Source organism: Natronincola ferrireducens (assembly GCF_900100845.1).
Classification (GTDB): domain Bacteria; phylum Bacillota; class Clostridia; order Peptostreptococcales; family Natronincolaceae; genus Natronincola_B; species Natronincola_B ferrireducens.
The window spans coordinates 149,350-174,078 of record NZ_FNFP01000005.1 but is presented as its reverse complement, the minus strand read 5'-3'; the positions used below and the strand labels follow the sequence as shown (position 1 = coordinate 174,078).

Sequence of the window (24,729 nt, the reverse complement as noted above, 5' to 3'; positions counted from 1 at the left end):
GTTTCTTCCTCTCCAGCCTTTTTCCTTCAACAAAAATGTAAGTTGAATTTACAAAACCATATATGGTTAACCTACTGTAGTATTTTTATGTCCCGGATTTTTAAAAACAGCCTTTTTCCTGCTTCAAAGACAAGAATGTATAATATCCCCATTATTATACCAATTAACAGTGCATACAGGGTTCTTATAAAAGATAGGTATACAGGGGTTCTTAAGTGACTAAAGGTATTGACAATAGAAGTTTGTCCTATGACCGCAACCAGTCCCAATAGGAAAACAAAGGACTTAATTTTATTTTTTGCTAGATAAATACCCAGCATTAATATAGGAAAAGCAATTAAAAATTCTTTTGTCCTTGGTCTAGCTAATAGATTTTCTTCCAGGATGTTTCTTATAATTAATTCCATAGTTGAAGCTTGAATGTTTGTTTCATGGCCTGTTCTAGCTAAATAAACGTAACCTACCCCTAAAACAATAACACCTAAAAGAACATAAATAATTTTTATATCCTCTAATAAAAAGGTTTTTATGTCCCTATAACTTAGTACTGGCTGATGATTATAATGAATTTTTCTTTTATATCCAAAATAAGCTATATAGACCCCTATAAATAGGACCATTGGAATAAGCTGACTTATTTTTACACCCCTAAAGATATCCATTTCTAATAAATATTCAATATGGGACAAGATTCCAGCTACAAATAAACCTCCCAGTAGGGAAATAGCTGATATAACGACTAAATCTTTAACTGCATAGAGAATTTGTTTATATAATCTCTCTTCTTTAGGCTCTCTATAAATATATTGAAAGCATCTATTACAAAAATATACCATTCCAAGGGATGGAAAGATGATTGCTGCCCCCATTGCCATCACTTTATCCATTAGCATAGGTCTAACAACAAAGCCTGCCGGTACAAAAAGAAGTCCTGCTGCTAATAAACCATATTTTATTTTGTTATTTAACTTTAATAAATAATTTAATAGAAGGACTCCAGCAGCAACAATTCCCCAGCCCATTAAGGTTTGTTTTGCTATTCTAACCCTAATAGGTTCTAAACTACTACTTCTTCCTAGAATCATGCCGTGGTCAGCAATCCTATTTTCAAATCGATGAAACATCTCTTCATAGGCGTTATAATCTGTTATATAAATAAATTGGTTATACCTTGTGCTTAGCTGATCTACTTTAAAGGGTTTAAAATAAATGAATCTTATGTTCCTCTCAGTTACTGCTCTGTATAAGGTGTTCTCAATTTCCTCTGCAGCTTCATAATTATAATATCCAAACCTTTGCTGGATATAGGGCCATACGGAGAAGACTCTAACAGCATTATAATTTAAGCTTCTCACCAATAAATCTATCCCATCTAGATTTATGTGACTTCTTTGAACAGAGGTTTCAATCAAGCCTGCCTTTATATCATTTTCTATCATATATCTGGTCAGCATATCATCTGCTACAGGATATCCCAGCACTTCACCACCACTGAAGATAAATACTGGGGGCTTCATATCATATGCTTCCAGATCTTCAAAAGTTACTTTTAGGTATTCCTCTGACATCCATTCTCTATAGGTATAGGGTCTTGCCAACACCTTTAATCCGCTTTGTTGAATGGTATTTATTTTTTCCCTATCAAAACCTAAGCCTACCTGCATAAGCTTAGATGAATGGGGCTTATGTCTGGGTGAAGAGAGCTTTAAGTCCATATCTACAAGGGTATAGTTATTTCTATACAGAGCATCTCTCATGGTTCCCTTCAGCAGGATGGCGTAGTATTCCTCTTGGGATAGGATTTCAAGTTTCTCTGATGCATATCGACTGGTGAAACCATGGCGAATAAAATCAAATACCTCCTTTGACTTTGTTGCAACAAAAACATCAAACTCACTTACTTCTTTATTGTCTACATAGACTGCTACTTCAGAAGGATATTTTTCCCGCCAATCTGCTTCTTGTAACAGCTGCCAGCCCATTAAAACCTCCAGTTGTTTATTTTCCAGCAAAAGAGATTCTAAGGTTTCTTCTTGCAAACCAACATACTCAACCCCTAACCCTGCAAACTTTTCAAACCACCAAGATAGGGTTTCATCAGATTGTTTAGCCATATCTCGAAATTCAGGATAATCTAATACCACATCTACAGCCTTATTGTTGGCTTCAACAGCAATTCTAGTATTGAGGGTTACACCTAGTACAAAAACACTAATCATTAATATAGCCATTAGCAAAGCGTTTTTCTTCATAAATCGCACCTCATCAAATATATTTTTCTTCTTTAATCTGTTTTCATAAAAAGCTTTAAACAAATTTGCCTTATTGGTAACTCCGGTTTTATTCTAGAAAACTTAAAATCAAAGAGTCTTTTATTAGGATATTATTTATACCCTACTGTGTAAAGTAACTTCTTTTGCCCTTCTTCTCCTATTGTACTCCTTGAGCCTATCCTTCATAGAGCTATAAAGAATTGCTAAAGGTAGAGTCCCACCATAAACAATTAGAACATTTAAAACAAACCTTCCAGTAATGGAAATTACCCCTCGGTTGGTCAGAAACTTTTCTGATAAAAACAATACTAATGGGTGACTTAAATAAACGTAATAGGAGCATGCAGTTATTTTCTTTAATCCTTTATAGATCCATTGATTAGAACTCTTTACTATATAATTGGATAAAAGAAAATAAAAGAAAATAGCAGTAATAGCAAATCCAAACCATGTTAGTTCTACTAAAAATACATTTACTGGTTTCTTCAATCCATAATATTGATAAAATTGATAGCCATAATAACTGGTTGCTCCAATATAAGCTGCTATAAAGAATAGCTTATATTGCAATAGCTTTTCTCTAATGATATCTATATAAATAGCTGTATAGCATCCTAAACCAAAGAAAAATACATAGCGCATAAAAAATCTATCTCCATAGGGAATATGAATATACCTTAAGGTGAAAATGCTAATGCTACATAGAACCATTAAAACAGCCAAAGGTGAAAATTTCTTAAATACATATAAAAATATACCAAACAAAAGATAAAACTGTATGATCGTTAAAATAAAGTATAAATGATAGCTCATATTTGCCAATAAAAGATTTTCAAAAAGAAAGGACCATGAAAAAATATAATAGCCTTCATAAATAAAGTATCTATAATATATAAAGCTCCATATAAGATATGGTATTATCGTTGTAGACAGTCTCTTCTTTAAAAAACTATAGTAGTTAAAACTTCTATCCTTGTAGCTATAAAACAAAGTTAAACCACTTAAAAAAATAAAAGTAGGCGTCGTAAATTTCAAACCTCGATTTAATAGGGAAAAGAAGATCATGTGGATACTATTAGGTTGCAAAGTAGCTACTGGTATTGCTGAAATATGCACCATTACCACTGCTAAACAGGCTATAGCCCTTGTAATTCCTGCTTCATCAATGTTTTTTTTCACTACCATCACCACCACTTCTTAATAGATTTCAATAGTACTTAAAGCTAGAAAAAAGACTTCCTTAATTCTATCCGGGAAGCCTAAAAAGTAACTAATAAATACAGCCCTTTATTTTTCTATCCTATAGGAACCCCTAATCATTAGGATTACATCATCTCCTAATGCCTTTACACCTCTACCATCACTTCTAGGTACAATGTGTAAATGGTTGGGCATAATAGTCTCATTCTTTTTAATATCTCCACCAATTGTTACATTGACAATACCACCACTTGGACTATCAACGACTACAGCCCTTCCTCTTCTCAAAATAATTTCTGTACCTTCATCAGCAATCAAAATTTCACCAGTCTTCAAATATACAATATCTAACTTGTTTCCCTTTGAAGGTTCAACAACTGGTGGTTGGGGCTGTGAAGGTTGGGATGATGAGAGCTTTTCATCTATGTAAAACTTTAACTGTTCTATTCTTTGTTCTACATAGGACCGTGTAACAATGGGATCTTCCATAGATCCAGGCTCTTTATTACTGGCATAAACAACTTGTCCAATAACTACTAAAACCCCAAGAACAATTACAATCGTAAATAATGATGATTTTTTAAATTTAGCCATCTTCTTCATCTCCCTTGTTGTTGGTGTGTATAATTTTTCCCATTAACTTTTCTATTTATTATACTATAGATATAATTTTTATGAAAGATAAAAGTAAAGATCCCTTCTTTGCATTTTTAAAAAGGAAGGCGTGAAAAAAGACTTAAAGTCCCCACCTTAAGCCTTTAAAAGTCCACTAATCCCAAGCTAATTAGCAACGCTTCATTTACCTTCATCATCATTTCTTCATCTAAATGACCAATTTTTTCCTCAAGTCTTCTTTTATCAATTGTTCTAACCTGTTCCAACAAAATAACAGAGTCCTTTGTTAGTCCATATTCTGAGGCTACAATCTCCACATGGGTGGGGAGTTTGGCTTTATTAATCTGAGAAGTTATGGCTGTCACAATAACAGTAGGGCTATATCGATTGCCTATATCGTTTTGCACAATTAAAACAGGTCTAACTCCCCCCTGTTCAGACCCTATAACTGGACTTAAATCTGCATAATATATATCGCCTCTTTTAACTACCAAATTACTCACACTCCGCTATTTCAGCCTCATAATTTTCTAAGGAGGAGATATCTAGGCTTAGTCCCGCTTCTGCTAACGCCAAATTGATAGAGGCCATTTCTTGATACCCCTTTTTCATTTTTTCTCTCAGTTTAATTTTATTCTTTTCCCTAATAAATAGCTTCATGGCTTCACGAACAAACTCACTTCGATTAGTTTGTTCCATTGAAACTATAAAATCCACTTCTTTAAGAAGACTTTCAGGAAGACTTATCATTATTCTTTTAGAATCAGCCATCTTGCACCTCCAGGACCTATAACTAAATATATTTAGTGGCAGTATATACATTTCACCTAGAATATATATACTCTTTTATATAACTCATTATATATGATTTACTATAAGTGTGTCAATGTTACTAAAAAATTATGCAACCCTGCAAAAAATCATGCTATATTATTTTAACAAATTGTCTCTAAAGTTTACAAAGTTATTATTTTCCACGTACACCCGTGGTACTCTTTTCCCTACCATACATACAATTTCATAATTAATAGTTCCTAATTTGTTGGCTACATCATCGATACTATTACCACTATTAGGATTACTACTGAAGATGATTACTTCGTCTCCCCTATGAACATCTAACCCTGTAGCATCGGCCATACATTGATCCATGCAAATTCTTCCTACTATAGGGATTTTTTTCTCCTTTACAATAACCTCTGCTTTATTTGTTAACATTCTAGTAAATCCATCGGCATAGCCTATTGGTAGGGTTATGATTTTTCTCTCATCCTGAATCCTATATTTTAAGCCATAGCTTACACCTCTACCCTCTTGCAAGGTTTTAACATGGGATATCTTTGCCTTTAGCTCCATTACCTGCTGTAAAGCAACGGCCTCCCTATTTACCTCGTCAGAAGGATATAAACCATATAACATAATTCCTGCTCTAACCATATCTAAATTCATTTCTGGTAAATCAATAATAGCTGCACTATTGGATACATGTTTGATAGGAATAGTATATCCATCTTTTTCTAAAGCATCCACTAACCACATAAACTGGTGAAACTGATTATAGGTAAAGGTTTTATCCTTTTCATCAGCAACTGCGAAATGAGTAAAAATCCCTTCTACCTTAATATTGGGTAACCTAAATATTTTTTTGATTTCTTCTATAGAAGCTTCATCTACTTGTAATCCTAGTCTAGACATACCACTATCCACTTTAATATGAATTATCATTTCCTTGTCCTTTTCTACCGCCAGCTGTGAAAAGTAATAGGCCTGTTCATAGGAATATAGGGTTTGGATAATATTATAATCCAATACATCCTCTCCTTGGCCTTCAGCAGTATATCCTAAGATCATTAAGGGTACATCGTATCCTGCCTTTCGTAGTTCTATAGCTTCCGACAACGTGGCTACAGCTAATCTATCTGCTCCGTTTTCCAGCAGGGTCTTTGCAATAGTTGCTGCACCATGACCATATCCATCTGCTTTAATAACAGCACATACTAAAGCATCTTTTTTTACTACCCTTCTTACCTCTTGAATATTGTGTTTTAAATGATCTAAGTTAATCTCTACCCAAACAGGCCTTATTTTATCTTTTGTCACCACTCTTGATCCCCCCATTGAAAATTCTCTTTGCCACCTACGTGCTAAGTTTTCATGAAAGCTCTGACCTTAAGTTATATGGTATATTAAACTGTACCAATTTAAAATTAATATTCTTGTTGCTGTAGATAAAACAATTCATCTTCTAGTTTAAAGTTGTAAAAAAAGTCTTCATAATAAACTCTATATCGTGTATTCCCTTTTATATCGTAAATATAAAGCTTCAATGGTATCATTTCCTTCTTATCCACCCACAATTTTTGTTGGGCAAAGTAGTGGTTCCCACCAGGGATTTCTGTAGATAAAATGATATAGTCTTTATCCTGTAACCCTTCAGCCCTAAAGGATGCCTCTTTTGAAGAAACATAATTTCTTAAAAAGTACCCTATAAACATCATTTGCTCCTGTGATTGATGAAAGTTATCTATCTTCCAAATCTGATTAATAGAAGGATTCCAAAGCCAAGCGGTTTTTCCATTATAAATAGTTAGGTTTCCTCTAATTCCTTCAGGAGCCAATCCTTCTAGTCTATATTGATTGGGCTTTTTAAAGGATTGTAGAAAAGTATATTCTACCTCCTGACCTTCTTGATTTATATAAATCTTAGCTTTACACTGGTAGCTTTCCATATCAGCTAATTTCTTTTGTATTTTATAATAAGCTTCTTCATTGGTAGGTTGTTGACAAGCAACTAGCATAAGAGCTAGCCCCAATATTATAACAACCCGCCAATACTTCACAGACACTCCCCCTTCTTTTATCGTGATATATCTCTAAAATGCTATGGCTTGAGCCACAGCATAATCTTTACTATGGGATATGGATACCAATATTTCTTTTATATCCTTACTATATGCAATTGTTGCAGCATTATTATGTAATTTTATATAGGGTTTACCTTCTGGGGTTTTTTTAATTTCTATATCCCTCCACTGAATATCACGAATTCCAGTTCCTAAAGCTTTTACTGCTGCCTCCTTAGCAGCAAAAAAACCTGCAATAGTTGAGGGCTGTTGATTTCTTTCTTCAAATAAAAGGACTTCCTCCTCTGTAAATATCCGTTCCAAAAATCTAGGATTTTTATGAATAGCCCTTTCTATTCTATAAATTTCTATAATATCAATTCCTAAGCCTTTAATCATTATTTACCTCACTTTTTTAACGTTTATTCTTTATTTTTAAAATAATGGATATCTAGCTTTTCCATTTCTTCATGACCAATTATAGCATGTAGAAAGGAATAAAGAAGCTCCATTTTTTTTTCGATTTCTGTCTTATTATCCCATAAATCACCTAGTTTTTCTCTTAGATTACTTATTTCTTCATCTATTTTTTTAAGATTATTTTGATTGTTAATGATGTCCTTATAGGCTAATTTAACGGTTTCCCTCAATAGAGCTAAATTAACCCTTTCAATTTCTTTAGGGTATTCCTCCAAGGTTTCCATGGTTGAATCTATATCATCATTTGCTTTAGCAATTTCTTCCTTGCATTTTTCTAGCTCTATTAAGACCCCTTGGTCCCCCTTTGTATTTAATAAATCCGACAAATATATAATTTTTTCCATTAATATCTTCTTATGTTCCTTGAAACCATTTAATTTTTTTATAAGGGATTTTTCTTCTAGTAATAAGTCTTCTAGTTTTTTGCTTAGTGATGAGATTATACGATTTGTTTGATTCCCAATAATGGTCTTCCACTGCTTATCTTTTGTTAAAATAGGCACACGATTTTTTTTAATAATCTTGTCATCTATTTGAATATCAATATTTCTTCTAAAAATCATAGGAATCCTCTTTTCTCATAAAATACCTTTTTTTATATACTAATTCTTTATTCGGTGTGTTACAACAGATTCCTGCTAGTTCATTCATACTATTTTTTCTATTTCTGCTAATAAATTATTTTTGTGTTATGTTTTAAAGAATACTGGAAAAAATACTGTTGAGGTGATAGGATTATGACTAGAAAAGTGATGAAAACAATAAATGTTTTTTTAGTACTACTATTATTATCCAGTCTTTTATTAGCAACCGGCTGTAATCGTTCCCCAAATGAAACCAAAGAGAAGGAAGGAAATAATCCCCCTAAGGTTCCTGATATCCTAGAAGAAATGGAAATTCATGTTTTGGAAATTATGTATGATATTGATAGCATAAAAGGCATCAGTATAACTATGATGGAGAAAAATCAAGAAGCCTCCCCAAAAGAAGCTGACTTAGAGATGGAGACTGGCGGGGATGTTGAAACGGAAATCAAGCTTAAACCTAAGGAAGAGGAAGAGAAGGATACGCAAAAAAAGATGGAAAGAAATATAGAAAAATCAAGTGTGTTGATTCCACTGTTACAGCAGGATGAGATTGAAGGTACTACTGCTGATCTTAAAGAACCTCCTGAGGATATGGAGGAAATTTGGTTCCAAATCAATGGAGAAGTAGAAAAGTTACATAGGCAGTGGAATGTTTTAGAGGCTGACCTAAGAGATGTAAAAATTCCTCTGGAAAATATTGATAAATTTGAAGAAACCTTGACACAGGCTTCCCTATTGGTAATGGAAGAAAAGGTTGAAGATAGCCTAATGATCTTTAATGAGTTAACCCAATATCTAGGAGAGTTCCGAAATTTTTTTACTACTAAAGTCCCTGGGGAGGTTTATAAAATGAAATATCATATTCGACATAGTGTTTTTCTAGCCTCCCTAGATGAATATGAAAAAGCTAAAGACCACATTGAAAAAACAAGGGAATTAAAAAATGGTCTACAAAAAGATTTAATAGAAAAAGATGCAGATCATGTTGTAGAAAAATTTGATTTGTCTATAGAAGATTTAAAAAAACAGCTGGAATTACAAGAGTTAGATTTAATCCAAACCGATGGAGCCATCGTGATTAAAAACATTGTATTAATCAAAGAAGCTTTCCAAGGTAGTTAGAGAATAGAAAAAGTCACGATAAGGTGACTTTTTCTCTATCTCAGCATAGCAATTTCTTGTTTATATAGGTTAGTTTTTTTATCTAACCAAGGGGTTTCTAGGATACAGGGTTTATCCTTAGCAACCTCATGATGAACAATATAACGCAAAGCATCGAAACCGATGTGATCCTTTCCCTTCGGGTTATCCTCTCCAGCACCAATATTAGCATGACGATCCTTTCTGGCACCCCTAGGGTTCAGGGAACCATTGATGTGGAGAACCTTTAAACGGTCTAGACCAATGATTTTGTCGAATTCCTCCATCATATCATCAAATCCATTGATAATATCATACCCAGCATCATGGACATGACAGGTGTCAAGGCATACTACTAGCTTATCGTTATACTTCACTTTATCTAACAGATAAGCAGTATGCTCTAGTTTATAGTTTAACTCACTACCCTTCCCCGCCATCAGTTCTAATGCAATAAAACAGCTTTGGTCTGGTCTTATAGCTTCATTCAAACCTTCAACAATACGATTTAAACCAACTTCTTCCCCTGAACCCACATGGGAACCGGGGTGGAGAACAATATAGCTAGAGCCTATAACCTCTGTTCTTAAAATTTCTTTTTGTAAAAATTCTACACCTAAACCAAAGGTGTCGGATTTAGGTGAAGCTAAATTAATAATGTAGGGGGCATGGACCACGATATCCTTCAATCCATGATCCTCCATAAATTTCTTTCCTTCCTCTATATACATTGCTTCAATACTTTTTCTTATTGTGTTTTGTGGTGCACCTGTATAAAGCATAAAGGTGTCAGCCCCATAGCTGTAGGCTTCTTGAGCAGCAGCCAGCAAACCCTTTCCTGATACAGATACATGGGATCCTAGTTTCATTTTATTATTCCTTTCTATACCAAATTGTATTTTAAATACCATAAGTAAAAAAATGGATATATCATTCTATACCCATTTTCCCATCATAGTAATCTATTAAAATCCTGAAAGTAGTAAAAAAGCTAATATAATTGTTAGCAAAATTGCGTAAATAAGTACATCACCAAAAATAATTTTGTTTTCATACTTATTTACACAGTAATTAGGAAACTTTTCGCAAATGTCTGTTACTGGTGTGTAAACATAGGCTTCTGTATTTGCCCATCGAGGTAGGTTCAAGTGAAATAAGTGATATTTTGAACTTATAATAAACATACCAAAACCCAAAGTATATACCCCCACCATACCTATAATATCCTTAGCATTCCAGAAATTCATATCTACAATGTATTTTTCCATAAATACAGGATCATAGGCAAAGGAAGCTGTCATAGGTATAAATAGTCTATCCATCAGCATATAAGGTCTTACACCAATAATAATGATGAATATTGCTAATACCGCCATCGCTCCGGCAATTCTACCACTGTCCCCTTTAATATTTTGGTACTTTTCTTTTTCTTCTCCTAGGAAAATATAAGAGAAGAACTTTATAAAGGAGCATACCGTTCCCGCACTTACTAGTTTAAAGAATAATTCAGCATATTTAAAAGATGGATGACCATACTCATAGGCTTCAATAATAGCATGATGCAATATAGATTTGCTGGCAAATCCATTAAATCCAGGCATACCGGTAATACCAAATACTGCTATTAGACACAACACTGCAGTTATTGGCATTTTCTTCCACAACCCCCCCAGTTCGTACATATTTAATTCCCTTGTTCTTATATACACAATTCCTGCCACCATGAACAGCAATACTTTAAATAGAGAGTGGTTCAACATATGATAAATACTCCCAATAAAGCCCATAGGTCCTTGGAAGCCTAAATATGCAGCAACACCTATCCCCATAATAATATAACCCATCTGACTAACACTATGATATGCCAGCATCTTCTTCATATTACCCTGCTGTAATGCCATAAAAACACCAACAATCATCGTTAATATTCCCAACCATATAATCACTACACCTATATGATTAGAAACCTTCCATACTGCGTCTGTCCAAAGGGTTGTTTCACTTACATCTGCCGAGAAAATAACCGATACAACCTTTAGCATACCATAGGCCCCTACCTTCATCAGCATCCCAGAGGATAGGGCATTAACTGATATTGGAGCACCACCATAAATCCTTGGAACCCAAAAATGGAAAGGAAACATAGCGGACTTTATACCAAATCCAATAATTAAAAAGGCTGCAATGAAATATTTTATAAAGCCCATTTCACTGAACTGCATAGCTAGATGGGTCCATTCAAAGCTTCCTGTATAGGCGGATAACATAAGAATCCCACTTAAAATACATAATCCTCCAATGATCCCCATATAAATATAGACATTTCCTGCCTCAAGCTGTTCTTCTCCCCTATGATAAACCATCAAAGCATAGGAGCTGAAGGTCATCATTTCAAAAAAGAGGAAAAAGCTCAATAAATCTCCTGCCATCAATGTTCCTATAGTTGCTATATAGGTGATGGTGTAGAAGAAATAATTTGTATCCTCTAAACTATAGTATCCTATTACCAGCCATAGAACACCTGCTAAAATAATAAAGAGATAATTTAATAAATCAATTTTAAAAATAATTCCCATCTCAAAAACGCCGCTGATTTCATAAATGATTGGTTCATTTAGTACTTCCCTATAGGTCAAAGCTACAAAGACCGTTGTTAAGAATATAAAGGCTTTAACAGTATTCCTTCTTATTTGTTGAGTTTTATTCCCAATAAAGGGAAGAATAAGCACTTCCAAAATAGCAAAGCTTATCACTAAAGATGGTAGTCCTAATCTTACCACCGAAGCACCTACGTCCATCTTTTTCAACTCCTTTCCTAATTCTTAAGCACAAAGGGAACTTTTCAGTTCCCTTTGTGTTTATCAACCAAACCTTATTAACAAAAGCAGAGTGCTTGTTAAAATAAGGGTATAAATGACTACATCACTTTTAATAATACCTACTTCATATCGTTCAGTGATTGTATTAGCTGTGGCCAAGACGCCTCTATAAATAGGTCTATATAAGACATTTTCAAAGCTCATCCATGTAGGTAAGTGTAAATGAAATAAATGATACTTCTTACCTAAAATAAATATAGCTATTCCCAATAGATATACCCAAATCATTCCTGTTAAATCCTTAGAGTTAAAGAAATTCATGTCTACTAAATATTTATCAATAAAAGCAGGGTCATAGGTCAAGCTTCTGGCTGCTGGGATAATAAATTGATTTAAAATATAATTTGGTGCCTGCCCAACAGCTATAATCAACATTGCAAGACCTGCCATGGCCATATCCATCATACCCTTTTCCCCGTCAATTTTTTCATACTTTTCAGGGCATTTCCCTAAAAATACATAGCTAAATAATTTGATAAAGGAGCATACTGTGCCTGCACTAACAACTGTAAAGATCATTTCAGCATACCTAAAGGATGGGTGGCCATACTCATAGGCTTCAATAATAGCATGGTGTAATATAGATTTGCTAGCAAATCCATTAAACCCAGGCATACCGGTAATTCCCAGAGCTGCAATAATCGTTACAAAGGCTGTAAAGGGCATTTTTCTCCATAAGCCACCTAGTTTATACATATCCAATTCATGGGTTCTTAAGTAGACTAAACCCACCGCCATAAATAACAATGCTTTAAATAGTGCATGGTTTATAATATGATAAATACTTCCTGAGAAACCCATAGCACCTTTATAACCCAGATAGGCAGCTACACCTATTCCCATGATAATATAACCCATTTGGCTAATACTATGGTATGCCAGCATTTTCTTCATATTACTTTGTTGGAGGGCCATAAAAACCCCCACCACCATTGTAATGATACCTAACCAGATAATTAATACCCCCAGTTTTTGAGAAACCTCCCATAGGGGGTCCTTATAACCGATAATTTCATCTATGCTGGGTACCAAGATGCTTGTGGCTACCCTTAATATACCATATGCTCCTACCTTTATCAATATTCCTGAGAGGAGGGCACTAGCTGGAGTTGGAGCTACTGGATGGGCCTTAGGTAACCAGATGTGGAGGGGCAGCATTCCTGCCTTAATTCCAAACCCAAATACAAAAAGACCAGTAATTAAATACTTCATCCCTCCCAATTCCTTCAATGCAGCAGCTAGGGGTACAAAATGAAGGGTATTGGTTTGGGTAATCAACAGAATCATACCTAACAAAATACATAGTCCCCCCACTACCCCCATGTAAATATAGCTGTCCCCCGCCAAAATAGATTCCTTAGATTGGTTATGGGCAACCAGCATATAGGAACTAAAGGTCATTAATTCAAAGAACAAAAACATCGTTAAAAGATCTCCAGCCATCACTGTTCCTAAAATTCCCCCATAGGTTATAGACATCCAAAGATAAAAGCGGTTTCTATGCTGTTCTATTGGCATATAATCATGGGCATAGATACTGACTAAAAACCAAAGGATTCCAGCAGTTGCCGCCATAATAAAGCTCAGCATATCTACATGAAAGTGCAAGCCATATCCAAATAGTCCTTTTATCGTATATTCAATTTTCCCTTGGGCTACCTGTGGATACATTGCTAAAGTCATTATTAAACTTATAAATGTATTATCCACTACCGTAGAGTCCCTTAGGGTTTCCGATCTTTTACCCAAAGTAGCCTCTATTGGACCACTAATTAATGAAAATAAAACAACTAGTAAGGGTAATTCCTTAAAGTTAGTTATAAAATCAATAAACTCTGGCCCAACTTTTACAAGTTTTTGTAATCCGTTTCCTTCTAAACCTGGTAATGTAAAGACTACAAAACCAAAAATAAAAATTATACTTATAAAAAATATAAGTATGCAGTTAATAGAAAAATAATCCAAAGGGTGCTTTAAACCCCTTAATTTTTTCGCCATTCCCGTGGCTTTCATTTTAAATTTCATCTCCTCAAATTTACTTATCTACTATATTAATTTTATTATAATAGATATTAAAGGTGCTATCAAAAGAATTTTTTCAAGGAATATAACGACAACCATTCTCCTGTTAAGTCCTCTAGAAAAAGGTTGGTACCGCCCTCTCAACGATTATCATGACGATTTGGGGAAAAAATCCAATAACAATACATAGGGAGGCTATAATCACCATAGGCACTGTCATCGTTCTAGGTAAACCGTCCATAATCATTTCATTTTTTCGTTCCTTACTCTCTCTCAAAAACGCTGTAATGATAATAGGAAGATAGTATACTGCATTTAGAAAGCTACTTACTAGGATTAATAGTAAATAAATGGGTTTCCCCGCCTCTAATACAGCAAAGCTTAAATACCACTTGCTCATAAATCCATTAATACCAGGTATACCAATCATCCCCAACGCTGCTATAGAAAAAACTATCATGGTAATAGGCATTTCATAGCCTATTCCTTCAAATTCTCTGATATCCCGTTTTCCTTTTTTATAAATAATAGCCCCTGCACTTAAAAACAGAGCTGACTTCATAAGGGCATGGGTTACTACATGAAATAACGCTGCTGAAAAACCTTGAACCGTTCCTAAGCCTAGACCTAAAAATATATAACCAATTTGAGCAACACTAGAATAAGCCAAGAGGCGTTTAATATCCTTCTGTCCAATAGCAAACACAGATCCCATAATCATCCCAGTGACAGCAAAATAGGTAATAAACTGTGGTACATTTATGGTATCAATAATTTCAATGCCAACCACCCTAAATAATAGCTTCATCGCTGCAAAAACATAGACCTTTACAACCAATCCAGATAGTAAAGCACTAGAGGGTGTAGGTGCAGTTGAATGGGCATCCGGTAACCAACTGTGCAGTGGAAACACCGCCGCCTTAATACCGAATCCTGTTAATACGAATCCTAAAGCTATCAGTATATTTCGTGGATATAACTGCCATGTTTCAGCAATAATTTTATAGTTTTCCGTCATATTAAGATTTCCAGTTACCATATATAGTAATGCAATTCCCATTAAAACTGAAACAGAACCTATAGTTCCCAACATTAAATATTTTAGGGTTGCCAATAGATTTTCCTTCTTCTTTTTAATAGAAATAATTCCACAGGAGGTCAAGGACAATATCTCCATAAATACATATAAATTAAATAAGTCATTAGTAAGGGTAATCCCTATCATAGAAAACAACAATAAAAATACCAGTGTATAATATCGTGTAATTTGTACAGCTGATATTTCATGTTCAATATCCCTTAAAGAGTATATCAACACTAATATCGACATGGTGATAATTACAAAAGTCATCATAGCTGAAAATTCATCTATAATAAATTCAATGCCAATGGAGCTGGGCCAGTTGCCAAAGTTATATCTATATCCTCCATTTCTCATAACATGAATTAGCGTTGTCAAAGCAAGAACCCATGTTACTCCTAAAACCCCCATAATAGAGGCCTTAAATTTCAAATCAAATATATTTTTTCCTACTGGAATGATGACAGCAGTTAGCAGCATCAAAAGTAGAATATACACAGGAAAATGTATACTATTCATTCTTTCCCCCACCCCTTATTTTCATGATTTCATCAAGTTCAATTGTTCCATAGGCATCGTAGATTTTTATAACAATACTAAGGGCGTAGGCAGTGATGCTGACCGCCACGACAATTCCCGTCAAAATCATAGCTGATGGTAGAGGATTTACGTACAAAGGACTTCCACCTTCTACTTCTAAGATGGGGGACTTTCCTCCAAATACATAGCCTATAGAGACAAAAAACAAAAACACGGAGGTCTCCATAATATTTACCCCTATAATCTTCTTTAATAGGTTGGAGTGGGTTAGTACCGTATAAAGACCAATGACAAATAAAAAAGCCGACCCAATATAGTTGATGTTATCTATAATCAATTGTAGGCTATCCATTATAAATCCTCCTCTATAAGGGTATGGAAAAGTGTAATCATGGTACTGGCCACCTTCCCACCAATTCCAAAGGTTGCTAAGGGTATAAGTCCTGCACTAATAACTCTCCCGGTATCCCCCATATAAAAACCAGCTTCTTTATTTGTCAAAAACTGATGTCCTGTCCAAATTCCTATAAAACCTATAAAAATAAACCATAAAATCCCACCAGTTTCAACTTTTGATGATATTTCATGGGGGATCTTCTTGTGTCCTTTATGAAGACCAAAGGCCAATGTATATAAAATAAAGCTAGCCCCTAAAATTGCTCCTCCCGCAAACCCGCCTCCAGGAGATAAATGTCCATGCATCACAATAAAAATGCCATAAACCTGTATAAAAGGAATAATGAGCCTCGCCACAGTTTTTACAATTAAATCATCCATACTACTGGTCCTCCTTCTTCTTACAAGCATCAGCATTACCCTTTAGAACCGATATTACTGCTGCAATAGAGGTAAATAATACAGTGGTTTCCCCAAGGGTATCAAAAGCCCTATAGTCTGTAATAATAGCAGATACGACATTTGGTGTTCTAGTTTCTTCTGCAGCTCTTTCAATATAATGCTGGGCCACTTCATTGTAGGAGGGGTTGGTGACATTCCCTAAAGGAGGCATCTTAAAAATACTAGAAATCATTACAATCAATAAACCTCCTAAGGCCAACATAATAATTCCCTTTTTCACTTTTCCATCCTCCTTGTTTTACTAATTACTGCCACAAACAATATCGTGGTTACTCCTGCTCCAATGGCAGCTTCTGTCATAGCAATATCTGGTGCCTTTAGTAATAGCCATAATACAGCCATTACCAAACTGTAGGCAGCAAAAATAACAATGGCACTTAATAAATCCTTGGTTTTTTCTACTGCAATAGCACACATAATTAAAAAAATAATCAAAATAACATTTAATAGTTGCATATTTTGTAATCGTCCCTTCTCTACAGAAGTTATTTATCAATATCTACTTTCCTTTGCTTATAAGCAGCTTTAGCAATGATATGGGCTGAAGTAGGATTTGTAACCCAAATGAATACTAGTATTATTAGAAGCTTAATGCTTACTATACTAAAGCCCCTATAAGCAATGATGGCTAATAATGCTAATCCCGCCCCTAATGTATCACACTTTGTGGTAGCATGCATACGGCAAAAAGCATCAGGCATTCTTATTAGACCCACTGTTCCTACAAGGAAAAAGAAGGCACTTCCTAAAAGTAGCAGAATTATTATTCCGTCTATAATCAAATTCCTTCACTCCTTACATCAAATTTCCTTTTTCTATATACTTAGAAACACAGATGGTGGCAATAAAACCCATCATGGCATAAATCAAGGCCACATCAATGAAGGCATCCTGATCAGTTATAATAGCTAGAAGTGCAATTAATATAGTCACCTTAGTGGTAACAACATTGATGGCCACTACTCTATCTGTGGCTGTAGGCCCAACATAGGCTCTATAAAGACATGGGAAGGCCATCAATGCTAAAAATATGGTCATCGCAATATATCCTTGAGTAATCATTTTTTCTCTTCCTCCATTAAAATGCAGTATTTTTCTATAATGGAACCCTTCATAGCTTCTGCTGCATCCTCCGTTAAAGCATGAATCACAAAATCACCCTCTGTAACATCCACTGTTAATGTGCCGGGAGTTAAGGTTACAGAGTTTCCATAAATTGTTTTCATGACATCATTTTTTAACATCATAGGCACTTTAACAAACTTTGGAGAGATAGGTAAAGATGGATTGAGTACAACCATTGCTACTTCAATATTTGCTTTGACGATTTCCACTAAGAGCCTTCCAATAAATTTTAAAAACAGTAGAAATTTTTTCCCATAGTACAGGGGCATCTCCTTATGGCTAAAGGCAATATCCTTGGAATAGATCACAATGATAAGAGAAACGATTATTCCTGATACAACTGCCTCTGTAGATAACCGAGGAGATAAGACCAACCAAAATAAAAATAAGGGTATAAATAAATAAATATTTTTGGGGGTAAACCCAATCTGCTTATCCTTCATTAATTTCACCTCTAATTCCTATAGCTATTTATTTAGAAATAAAGGGCAAAAAAATAATAGAGCCCTGTTTTTAAATATATTTAAAAAAGATTTATTCCTAATTAGCAATTATAACATGAAACATCAAGTAATTCTACAAATTAAGGATGAGAAATTTTATCGTGTTGTGATAATTCCTCATCCTTTTTCTAGTTTAATCTATAAGGTTTAGCTGTCAATTTAGGGTTTATTCAATTATTCTTTCCTTTTGTTGAACCGATGATAGGGCACAGACTTTTTTAATTCCCAACCATGCCAATCCAGCTACTGCTGCAATTGTTCCTAATCTACCTCCTACACCTACAAAGGCCGTCATGGTAGCAATAAAAATCAAGCCTACTAAAGTTCCTACCCCTATCATTTCCTGGATTTTAGGGAATTTCGCTGCACTTACCATGGCTGCATAGGAGGCACAAGTTGCCATGGCTGCTAAGGTTGCTCCGTTGTCGGGAAAAAAATGTGGAAAAACAACCCCTGCCACCAAAGTAACAATAGCCGAACCAAATACCGCACCTTTATTTAAATACACACTTATATAATAAGTCATTAAAGCTGCTATCACTGAAACCAGTATAATTGTTAATTTTTCCATTCTTTTTTACCCCCTAGTTAAAAAAACTTAAAATTCCTCTTGTTATTTGTACCGACATAGCAGCTATCGTACCACCCTTACCACCAATACCTGCATAGACTTCTGGAGAAAAAGCAATTACCAATCCTGCAATGATTCCACCAATACCCGCTCCAACCACAGATGACAATACACTAAATCCAGACATACCAACAAAGGATGCGATATAAGTAGCTGCCGCTAAAGGAGCAGGTAGTAAAACAGCTCCTATAACCCCTACTAATCCATTTGCTACAATAGGTCCATAACCCATTTGATGATTAATATACCAAGTAATCGTAGCCCCTATAAATGCACATAATATTGTGTACAGCTTATTTTTATCCATCGTTATCTCTCCTATCCCTTTAATTCCTTATAATGGTCCCTTAAGGTTACAGCATAAAATAGTGCCCCAATTCCCAACACTGCTATGGTAAAACCATCTCCCTTCTTTAAAAGTGCTTCTCCCATCATGCCCGCTCCAGTTGCAACATAGGCTATAAGCCAAAAAATTTTTTTGTTCACATTATCACTCCTTGATATATTTATAATTTTTCAACTTTTTGAAAAATTAAATTTTGTTACAATTTTCACATTTTTATTTAAAAATTTTTTTGGAGTTTATCGTTATTATTTTATCATTCAAAATTAAAATTTAATCATTGTCTTTATTTGCTATAGTAATATTTCTTAGCAATGGCAATGGCAATGACATCAAAGGCTTTTTTTTAATAACTCCTATTAATTACTACTTTATATTTTAAATATACTACAGTTTTTTGGGAAAATCAAGGAAATTCTACCCTTGATTAATTGTTAGATGATAATTGATTTGTTGTAATATATATTATTTTTTGCAAATAGAAAATCCCCTGACGGGGACTTTTTTTGTTGAAAAATTCTCAAACTTTAGATTAATTATATTTAGGGTTCTATTTATTAGCATAGGCTTTTATAATATCTCTTCTGCTTACGATGCCCATTAGTTTTCCCTCTTTTACTACTGGAACTCTATTAATGTTTTTTTCTGACATGAGGGTGGCAATCTCTTCAATGGTTTCTTCAAGATCTACCATAATGACTTTGGATGTCATAACATCCTTCACCTTATACCCCACCATTTTTTTTAGCTGTGCCTCTAGATTTTGAGGGTTTTCTAAAAAAATATAACTATCTAATAGGGTAAAATAAGTGGGTATATGTAATTTTTTACTTCTATAGATTAAATCACCTTCTGTTATAATACCTATTACATTATTTTCATCGTCTACTACCGGTAACCCACTGATATTATGTTCCAATACCAGCTTAATTACTTCTTCAACAGTGCTGTCTTTTTTAACCCTTATAACTTCCTTTGTCATAATATCTTTGGCCAACATTTCATCCTCACATCCTTTAATCTATTTATATTTAAAATACCCACATTCCTATGATTATAAAAGCCTTTAATAATAATTTTTAATTTCTTCTATTATATATGCTTCTAGTTCCTTAAGAATTTGTTTGAAATTTTCCCTACCCAAGCCTATTCTAAAGTGATTTCCATCATAATCAAAGGTTTCTCCTGGTAAAATCATAATACTCTTATCTTTTACCACCCTATCACAAAATTCTACAACCTTTATTTTTTCACTTAGCTTAGGGAAAGCTATAGAACCTCCCCTAGGTTCGATCCATGTAAAAAGCTCATTATACCTTTTAAAGAAGTCTTTTGCCGAGGCCTTATTATCTAAAATTCTTTCTCGATTTTTCTTTAAAATAGTTTCTTTCTGTCTCAAGGCCATAATACCTAAGACTTCACTAGAAGCACTACCGCATATGGTTGTGTAATCCTTAAAATTTGCTATCTTGTCCATTAAAGCCTTATCTTGAGTAACAAGCCATCCAAGTCTTAGTCCAGGAAGGCTAAAGGTCTTTGAAAGACCGAACAGAGATATTCCCTTTTCATAGGTATCTCCTGCCGAAGGCAGCCCTTCCCCCTCCCTATGCTCTAACAACCAGTACATTTCATCTGAGAATAAGTATAGATCATGTTTTTTTGCAATTTCAATAATTTTACTGAACTCCTCTTTTGTCGGTAAATAACCGGTTGGATTATGGGGGAAATTAACAATTATCATTTTTGTTTTCTCACAAATACTTTTTTCTAAAAAATCTATATCTAAAGACCACCGATGATCCTTTAATTTCACAGTCCAATTCGTCACACTACAGCCTAATGATTTTGGGATTTCCGATAAGGATTGATAGATGGGATCTACTACAATCACATGATCTCCCTCCTCTAGAATGGCATTCATAGCTATGAAGATACCTTCTTCAGGGACAATGGTGATGACGTCATCTACATTGATGTTATGATAAAGCTTTGTAATTTCTTCTCTTAAAATAGGATGACCTCTTGATTCTGTATATCCTAGTTTTAAATCCTTCCATAGCTTTAAGCTCTCTTCATCAGCTCCCTTAAGTAATTGTTCCATAGGTAAACTTTCACAATCTGAAGGGCTTAACAAATATTTGGCTGTAAATTCATAAATAGCAAAATACCGCTCTAATTTAAATGGATTAATTTTCATAGAATAACCTCCCCTAATTTTTGGTTAAATTGTTAGCAGGATTTTACAGATTTTTATAGAACAAACTGTAGCAACCTCAACACATCAAAGTAATTATCAGTTTCATATAAAATACTATTTACAGATAATTGTTTTGCCCCAGGATAAAAGGAAGCTCTATAGGCCTTTGCATGTTGGACATAGCCTATCTCTATCTTGAGGCTAGAGGGTAGCTTTATATTGCATTGATGAACTCCTTGATTTATTGCTAATTCCACTCCATCTTTTATTAACTTTACTGTAGTTTCTGGATGTATACTAATCACAGAGTTTCCTATCCCTTTGTTTGCAGCAAGGGTTTTGATATTTTCATTTAGATGGATAACATTTTTACAGAGTTCTTCATCACCACTAACAAAAACTACAGGGACACCAACCAATGCAGAGGCATAGGCATTGATTAAAAATTCACTGGCTACCTCATCATTAATCTTTATGTATTGGACATTAGATACATCTAACGTATGAGCTAAAGGGTTTCCATTACTTCCACAACCAGAGTGATAGCCTATCATAATGACAGCATCAAAGGATTCGTCTAATTCCTGCATCATGCAAAAGGGATGTCCACTCCACCCTCTAATGAGTTTGACACTGGTAGGAAAATCATTGATCTTTAAATTTCTAGCATAATGATGAGCATCCTTAATCCATATCTCCTCTGCCCCAGCATTGACTGCTCCTTCACATGCTGCTTTTACTTCTTGAATCATTTGTTCAGCAAAGGGGATGTAATCATCCTTTCCCATTTCTGTTTCATTCCAATCTACAATCCCTGTTATTCCTTCAATATCAGCACTAATATAAATTTTCATTCCCTCACTCCTCTCTTATAATCCTTACCATTATTATTCCATTCTTCTTTTATAAATCCTCTTTTCCTTTACGGCATAACTCAAAATTCAAAAAGGCTGCCTCAAAAGGCAACCTTAAAATTATTTACTATAAATACTATTCACTTACTTTCTCTTCTACTTCTAAGGTTTTATAATATTGACTAAATCCAATAAATAACACTGCCATTAGGATATACCCAACAACATATTGATAATCAAATAAAAACTGTAATTGGGGTGCATGCATAAAACCTGTAGCTGATAATATCCCTCCAGCTAAGGCTGCATAAGCTGCCTTATGAAATTCATCATCTATGATGAATACTAAAATAGCTCCCCAAATTAACCCAGTAAACATTGCACCCTGTCCTAAGGGAACTATACCAGAGGATAGGTTTGCAACAACCTCTCCAGCTCCTCCATTAAACCGTGTCATAATATAGTTAGCAAAGTAAGGAAGCATGGCCAAAACTACTGCTGGAAAATGCCTTTTCTCTACTGAATTAAAGGCTTGAGAAACCATAGATATTCCAACGAATACTAATATGGGTGCAATAACAGCTATAGGAATTATTTTTGACATGGCAGCAATAATTCCAAAGGTAGAGGCAACTAAAAATACAAAACCATTGATGACAGAATAGCCCCTCCCGGCATTCATCCACTTGGAACCAATGGAAGCAATATAAACTGTCGTAGGAAATACCCCTCCAAATATTGCACCTACTATGGTGCCTAGTCCATCTGCTAATTGTGCCTCTTGAACACAATATCTATCCCCTGCCGCTGCCATCGCCTCAACATTATTCATTGTCTCAATAAAGTTGTAGATGGATATGGGTAGTAGGATAGCAAATAATCCTGCCATTGTAGTGGTTAAATAGGTGAAGCCTTGAAAAAATCCTAAGGTTGGTATAGGCAGATAAATACCTACAGTTCCAAGCCCTTCAGTTATTTGTCCTGAATCTACGCCCCCAATAGTATAGGCCATGACAGTACCAATGATGATTGCAAACAATGAAGCAGGAATTTTAAAGGGCATTGGTTTTTTGGCAATTAAACCAATTAAGATAATAGCCAATACAATTAAACCTATCATGGGCATTTCATAGGTTTTAAACAACAACTCCCCGCCAATAAAGGCAAAAGCTACCCCTGCTAAAGTACCTAGCATAGACGCTCTTGGTAAATGACTGTGAATCCATTTGCCAATAACACTCCCCAGGGCCTCGATTAAACCCCCAAGAAGACATGCTGCCATTCCAATTTTCCAAGCAGCTTCAGGGTTACCTGTTAAATCAAGGGCTGGCTTTAGTACCCCAAATAAATAAATAAACATTACAGGTGTACTTATACCGTAGGATAGGGCTGTTACATCAGTTCGATTTTCTTTTATGGCTAGTTTTTTTGCCATATTAGCATAATACAGATTGCCAAATAGTACGGATATGGCTGCCCCAGGAATAACTTTCCCATAAACAATAGAGGTGGGATAGCCTATAGAAATCATTACTACAGCAATTAAAACAAAGTTTGCTAAGTTATTTTGAAAAAGTGCAAAAAAACCATCAATATCTTCTCTTTTGAACCACGGATAGTATATTTTTGTCATGCTAGTCCTCCTTCTAAACCTTAGTATTCTAAAAGTTATCTTTAGAAGTTTTTAGCGAAAGTTTATTTTGTTATTCTCCATACTATCAATAATAGCTAAGGATTGAATATCTATATTAGCTGCTCTTAGCATTTCTCCACCTTCTTGAAATCCTTTTTCAATTACGATGCCCACCCCTACTAAATGAGCATTAGCTTTATCAACAATTTCCTTTAAACCTAATATTGATTGACCATTGGCTAAAAAATCATCAATAATTAATATATGATCTTCTTCACTAATATACTTTTTTGAAACCATAAATTTATAGTGTTTTTCCTTTGTATAGGAATAGGCACTTCCTTCATATACTTCCTTATCTAAGTTTTTTGACTCTGTTTTCTTTGCAAAAACAACTGGTACATTAAAATACTGTGCTGCTATTGCAGCTATTGCAATACCTGATACTTCTGCTGTCAATATTTTGGTAACAGATTTGTTTTTAAATAATTCTTTAAATCTCTTCCCAATTTCATTCAATAGTTCTATATCCAACTGATGATTTAAAAAGCTATCCACCTTCAGTACATTTCCATCCAATACCCTGCCTTCTTGTATAATCTTCCTCTTTAACAACTCCATCTTTCTCCTCCTCAAAATGTCATATTGTAAATCAAAAACAAAAAACCGTAGAAAAACTCTACGGTTTATCAACAGATTTATAGAAAATACCGACTAAACCTTGTTTTTTTAAATTTCAATTCTATTAAACAAAAACAATTTGTTTTTGGCTAATAGAAATAGTTTAGTCTTGTATCGAAATAAATCTCCCGTAGTCAGACCATTTGTGGCAGTCTGGTAGAAACTTATGGACCATATCTCCAAAATTATACGAGATGCTATAAAGTTTTTATTGAAAGTATAGTCTATTTTAGCCTATTTGCCT

The 24,729-nt window shown here is 34.5% G+C and carries 29 protein-coding genes and 1 riboswitch; of the genes, 1 reads left to right on the top strand and 28 read right to left on the bottom strand.

Features of this window, described 5'->3' with window-relative positions:
* Positions 1-71 precede the first annotated feature (71 nt).
* The 9 genes from BLS22_RS11450 to BLS22_RS11410 all read right to left on the bottom strand — a co-directional run bounded on the left by BLS22_RS11450 (position 72) and on the right by BLS22_RS11410 (position 7,974).
* Positions 72-2,252, bottom strand: coding sequence for a DUF5693 family protein (locus BLS22_RS11450; protein ID WP_090553896.1), 2,181 nt, complete (start codon positions 2,250-2,252; stop codon positions 72-74).
* A 135-nt stretch (positions 2,253-2,387) separates the two neighbouring features.
* Complete coding sequence (locus BLS22_RS11445; protein WP_176762153.1) at positions 2,388-3,452, bottom strand: acyltransferase; 1,065 nt, start codon at positions 3,450-3,452, stop codon at positions 2,388-2,390.
* A gap of 108 nt (positions 3,453-3,560) precedes the next feature.
* A complete protein-coding gene (locus BLS22_RS11440) occupies positions 3,561-4,067 on the bottom strand; it encodes a hypothetical protein (RefSeq protein ID WP_090553894.1) in 507 nt (168 codons plus the stop codon).
* Between the two features lie 164 nt (positions 4,068-4,231).
* Positions 4,232-4,591: a type II toxin-antitoxin system PemK/MazF family toxin gene (locus tag BLS22_RS11435; protein ID WP_456298989.1), complete on the bottom strand. Its 360-nt coding sequence runs from the start codon at positions 4,589-4,591 to the stop codon at positions 4,232-4,234.
* Positions 4,584-4,859: a CopG family ribbon-helix-helix protein gene (locus BLS22_RS11430; RefSeq protein WP_090553892.1), complete on the bottom strand. Its 276-nt coding sequence runs from the start codon at positions 4,857-4,859 to the stop codon at positions 4,584-4,586. Before BLS22_RS11430 ends, BLS22_RS11435 begins: the two co-directional genes overlap by 8 nt.
* A 159-nt stretch (positions 4,860-5,018) precedes the next feature.
* Positions 5,019-6,188: an alanine racemase gene (gene alr, locus BLS22_RS11425; RefSeq protein WP_330386514.1), complete on the bottom strand. Its 1,170-nt coding sequence runs from the start codon at positions 6,186-6,188 to the stop codon at positions 5,019-5,021.
* Between the two features lie 107 nt (positions 6,189-6,295).
* A complete protein-coding gene (locus tag BLS22_RS11420; RefSeq protein ID WP_090553890.1) occupies positions 6,296-6,928 on the bottom strand; it encodes a LolA family protein in 633 nt (210 codons plus the stop codon).
* 33 nt (positions 6,929-6,961) lie between these two features.
* On the bottom strand, positions 6,962-7,330 hold the full coding sequence (gene acpS, locus BLS22_RS11415; protein ID WP_090553889.1) for a holo-ACP synthase: 369 nt from the start codon (positions 7,328-7,330) through the stop codon (positions 6,962-6,964).
* 23 nt (positions 7,331-7,353) lie between these two features.
* The gene (locus tag BLS22_RS11410) at positions 7,354-7,974 is read right to left on the bottom strand and encodes a coiled-coil domain-containing protein (RefSeq protein WP_090553888.1); all 621 of its coding nucleotides are present in this window, start codon (positions 7,972-7,974) and stop codon (positions 7,354-7,356) included.
* Positions 7,975-8,148: 174 nt separating this feature from the next.
* Here BLS22_RS11410 and BLS22_RS11405 point away from each other — a divergent pair, with 174 nt between their 5' ends.
* On the top strand, positions 8,149-9,120 hold the full coding sequence (locus tag BLS22_RS11405) for a hypothetical protein (RefSeq protein ID WP_090553887.1): 972 nt from the start codon (positions 8,149-8,151) through the stop codon (positions 9,118-9,120).
* A 35-nt stretch (positions 9,121-9,155) separates the two neighbouring features.
* Here BLS22_RS11405 and BLS22_RS11400 read toward each other — a convergent pair whose 3' ends face one another.
* From BLS22_RS11400 to BLS22_RS11315, 19 genes are all read right to left on the bottom strand, one after another.
* Positions 9,156-10,007 (bottom strand): deoxyribonuclease IV, encoded by an 852-nt coding sequence (locus BLS22_RS11400; protein WP_090553886.1) that lies wholly within the window; start codon positions 10,005-10,007, stop codon positions 9,156-9,158.
* A gap of 96 nt (positions 10,008-10,103) precedes the next feature.
* Positions 10,104-11,936: a complex I subunit 5 family protein gene (locus BLS22_RS11395; protein ID WP_090553885.1), complete on the bottom strand. Its 1,833-nt coding sequence runs from the start codon at positions 11,934-11,936 to the stop codon at positions 10,104-10,106.
* Between the two features lie 63 nt (positions 11,937-11,999).
* Positions 12,000-14,030, bottom strand: coding sequence for a complex I subunit 5 family protein (locus BLS22_RS11390; RefSeq protein ID WP_244269534.1), 2,031 nt, complete (start codon positions 14,028-14,030; stop codon positions 12,000-12,002).
* Positions 14,031-14,154: 124 nt separating this feature from the next.
* On the bottom strand, positions 14,155-15,639 hold the full coding sequence (locus BLS22_RS11385; protein ID WP_090553883.1) for a complex I subunit 5 family protein: 1,485 nt from the start codon (positions 15,637-15,639) through the stop codon (positions 14,155-14,157).
* Positions 15,632-16,012 (bottom strand): cation:proton antiporter subunit C, encoded by a 381-nt coding sequence (locus BLS22_RS11380; RefSeq protein ID WP_090553882.1) that lies wholly within the window; start codon positions 16,010-16,012, stop codon positions 15,632-15,634. The genes BLS22_RS11385 and BLS22_RS11380 overlap by 8 nt, the downstream gene beginning before the upstream one ends.
* Positions 16,012-16,437 (bottom strand): MnhB domain-containing protein, encoded by a 426-nt coding sequence (locus tag BLS22_RS11375; RefSeq protein ID WP_090553881.1) that lies wholly within the window; start codon positions 16,435-16,437, stop codon positions 16,012-16,014. Before BLS22_RS11375 ends, BLS22_RS11380 begins: the two co-directional genes overlap by 1 nt.
* Position 16,438: 1 nt before the next feature.
* Positions 16,439-16,738, bottom strand: a complete 300-nt coding sequence (mbhE, locus tag BLS22_RS11370) for a hydrogen gas-evolving membrane-bound hydrogenase subunit E (protein WP_090553880.1) — start codon at positions 16,736-16,738, stop codon at positions 16,439-16,441.
* Positions 16,735-16,974: a hydrogenase subunit MbhD domain-containing protein gene (locus tag BLS22_RS11365; RefSeq protein WP_090553879.1), complete on the bottom strand. Its 240-nt coding sequence runs from the start codon at positions 16,972-16,974 to the stop codon at positions 16,735-16,737. The genes mbhE and BLS22_RS11365 overlap by 4 nt, the downstream gene beginning before the upstream one ends.
* A gap of 29 nt (positions 16,975-17,003) precedes the next feature.
* A complete protein-coding gene (gene mnhG / locus BLS22_RS11360) occupies positions 17,004-17,300 on the bottom strand; it encodes a monovalent cation/H(+) antiporter subunit G (RefSeq protein ID WP_090553878.1) in 297 nt (98 codons plus the stop codon).
* Positions 17,301-17,313: 13 nt separating this feature from the next.
* Entirely contained in the window at positions 17,314-17,580 is a 267-nt protein-coding gene (locus BLS22_RS11355) for an MrpF/PhaF family protein (RefSeq protein WP_090553877.1), read from the bottom strand.
* A complete protein-coding gene (locus BLS22_RS11350) occupies positions 17,577-18,086 on the bottom strand; it encodes a Na+/H+ antiporter subunit E (protein WP_090553876.1) in 510 nt (169 codons plus the stop codon). Before BLS22_RS11350 ends, BLS22_RS11355 begins: the two co-directional genes overlap by 4 nt.
* Before the next feature lie 226 nt (positions 18,087-18,312).
* The gene (locus BLS22_RS11345; RefSeq protein WP_090553875.1) at positions 18,313-18,717 is read right to left on the bottom strand and encodes a hypothetical protein; all 405 of its coding nucleotides are present in this window, start codon (positions 18,715-18,717) and stop codon (positions 18,313-18,315) included.
* Between the two features lie 13 nt (positions 18,718-18,730).
* The gene (locus BLS22_RS11340) at positions 18,731-19,084 is read right to left on the bottom strand and encodes a hypothetical protein (protein WP_244269533.1); all 354 of its coding nucleotides are present in this window, start codon (positions 19,082-19,084) and stop codon (positions 18,731-18,733) included.
* Positions 19,085-19,095: 11 nt separating this feature from the next.
* Positions 19,096-19,263: a hypothetical protein gene (locus BLS22_RS15160; protein WP_176762152.1), complete on the bottom strand. Its 168-nt coding sequence runs from the start codon at positions 19,261-19,263 to the stop codon at positions 19,096-19,098.
* 407 nt (positions 19,264-19,670) lie between these two features.
* On the bottom strand, positions 19,671-20,120 hold the full coding sequence (locus BLS22_RS11335) for a CBS domain-containing protein (protein WP_090553873.1): 450 nt from the start codon (positions 20,118-20,120) through the stop codon (positions 19,671-19,673).
* A 66-nt stretch (positions 20,121-20,186) separates the two neighbouring features.
* Complete coding sequence (locus BLS22_RS11330; protein WP_090553872.1) at positions 20,187-21,317, bottom strand: aminotransferase class I/II-fold pyridoxal phosphate-dependent enzyme; 1,131 nt, start codon at positions 21,315-21,317, stop codon at positions 20,187-20,189.
* A 53-nt stretch (positions 21,318-21,370) separates the two neighbouring features.
* The gene (locus BLS22_RS11325; RefSeq protein WP_090553871.1) at positions 21,371-22,171 is read right to left on the bottom strand and encodes a M55 family metallopeptidase; all 801 of its coding nucleotides are present in this window, start codon (positions 22,169-22,171) and stop codon (positions 21,371-21,373) included.
* 136 nt (positions 22,172-22,307) lie between these two features.
* A complete protein-coding gene (locus BLS22_RS11320) occupies positions 22,308-23,804 on the bottom strand; it encodes a solute carrier family 23 protein (RefSeq protein ID WP_090553870.1) in 1,497 nt (498 codons plus the stop codon).
* Positions 23,805-23,855: 51 nt separating this feature from the next.
* Positions 23,856-24,425, bottom strand: coding sequence for a xanthine phosphoribosyltransferase (locus BLS22_RS11315; protein WP_090553869.1), 570 nt, complete (start codon positions 24,423-24,425; stop codon positions 23,856-23,858).
* Positions 24,426-24,596: 171 nt separating this feature from the next.
* A riboswitch (purine riboswitch) is annotated at positions 24,597-24,698 on the bottom strand.
* Between the last annotated feature and the right edge of the window lie 31 nt (positions 24,699-24,729).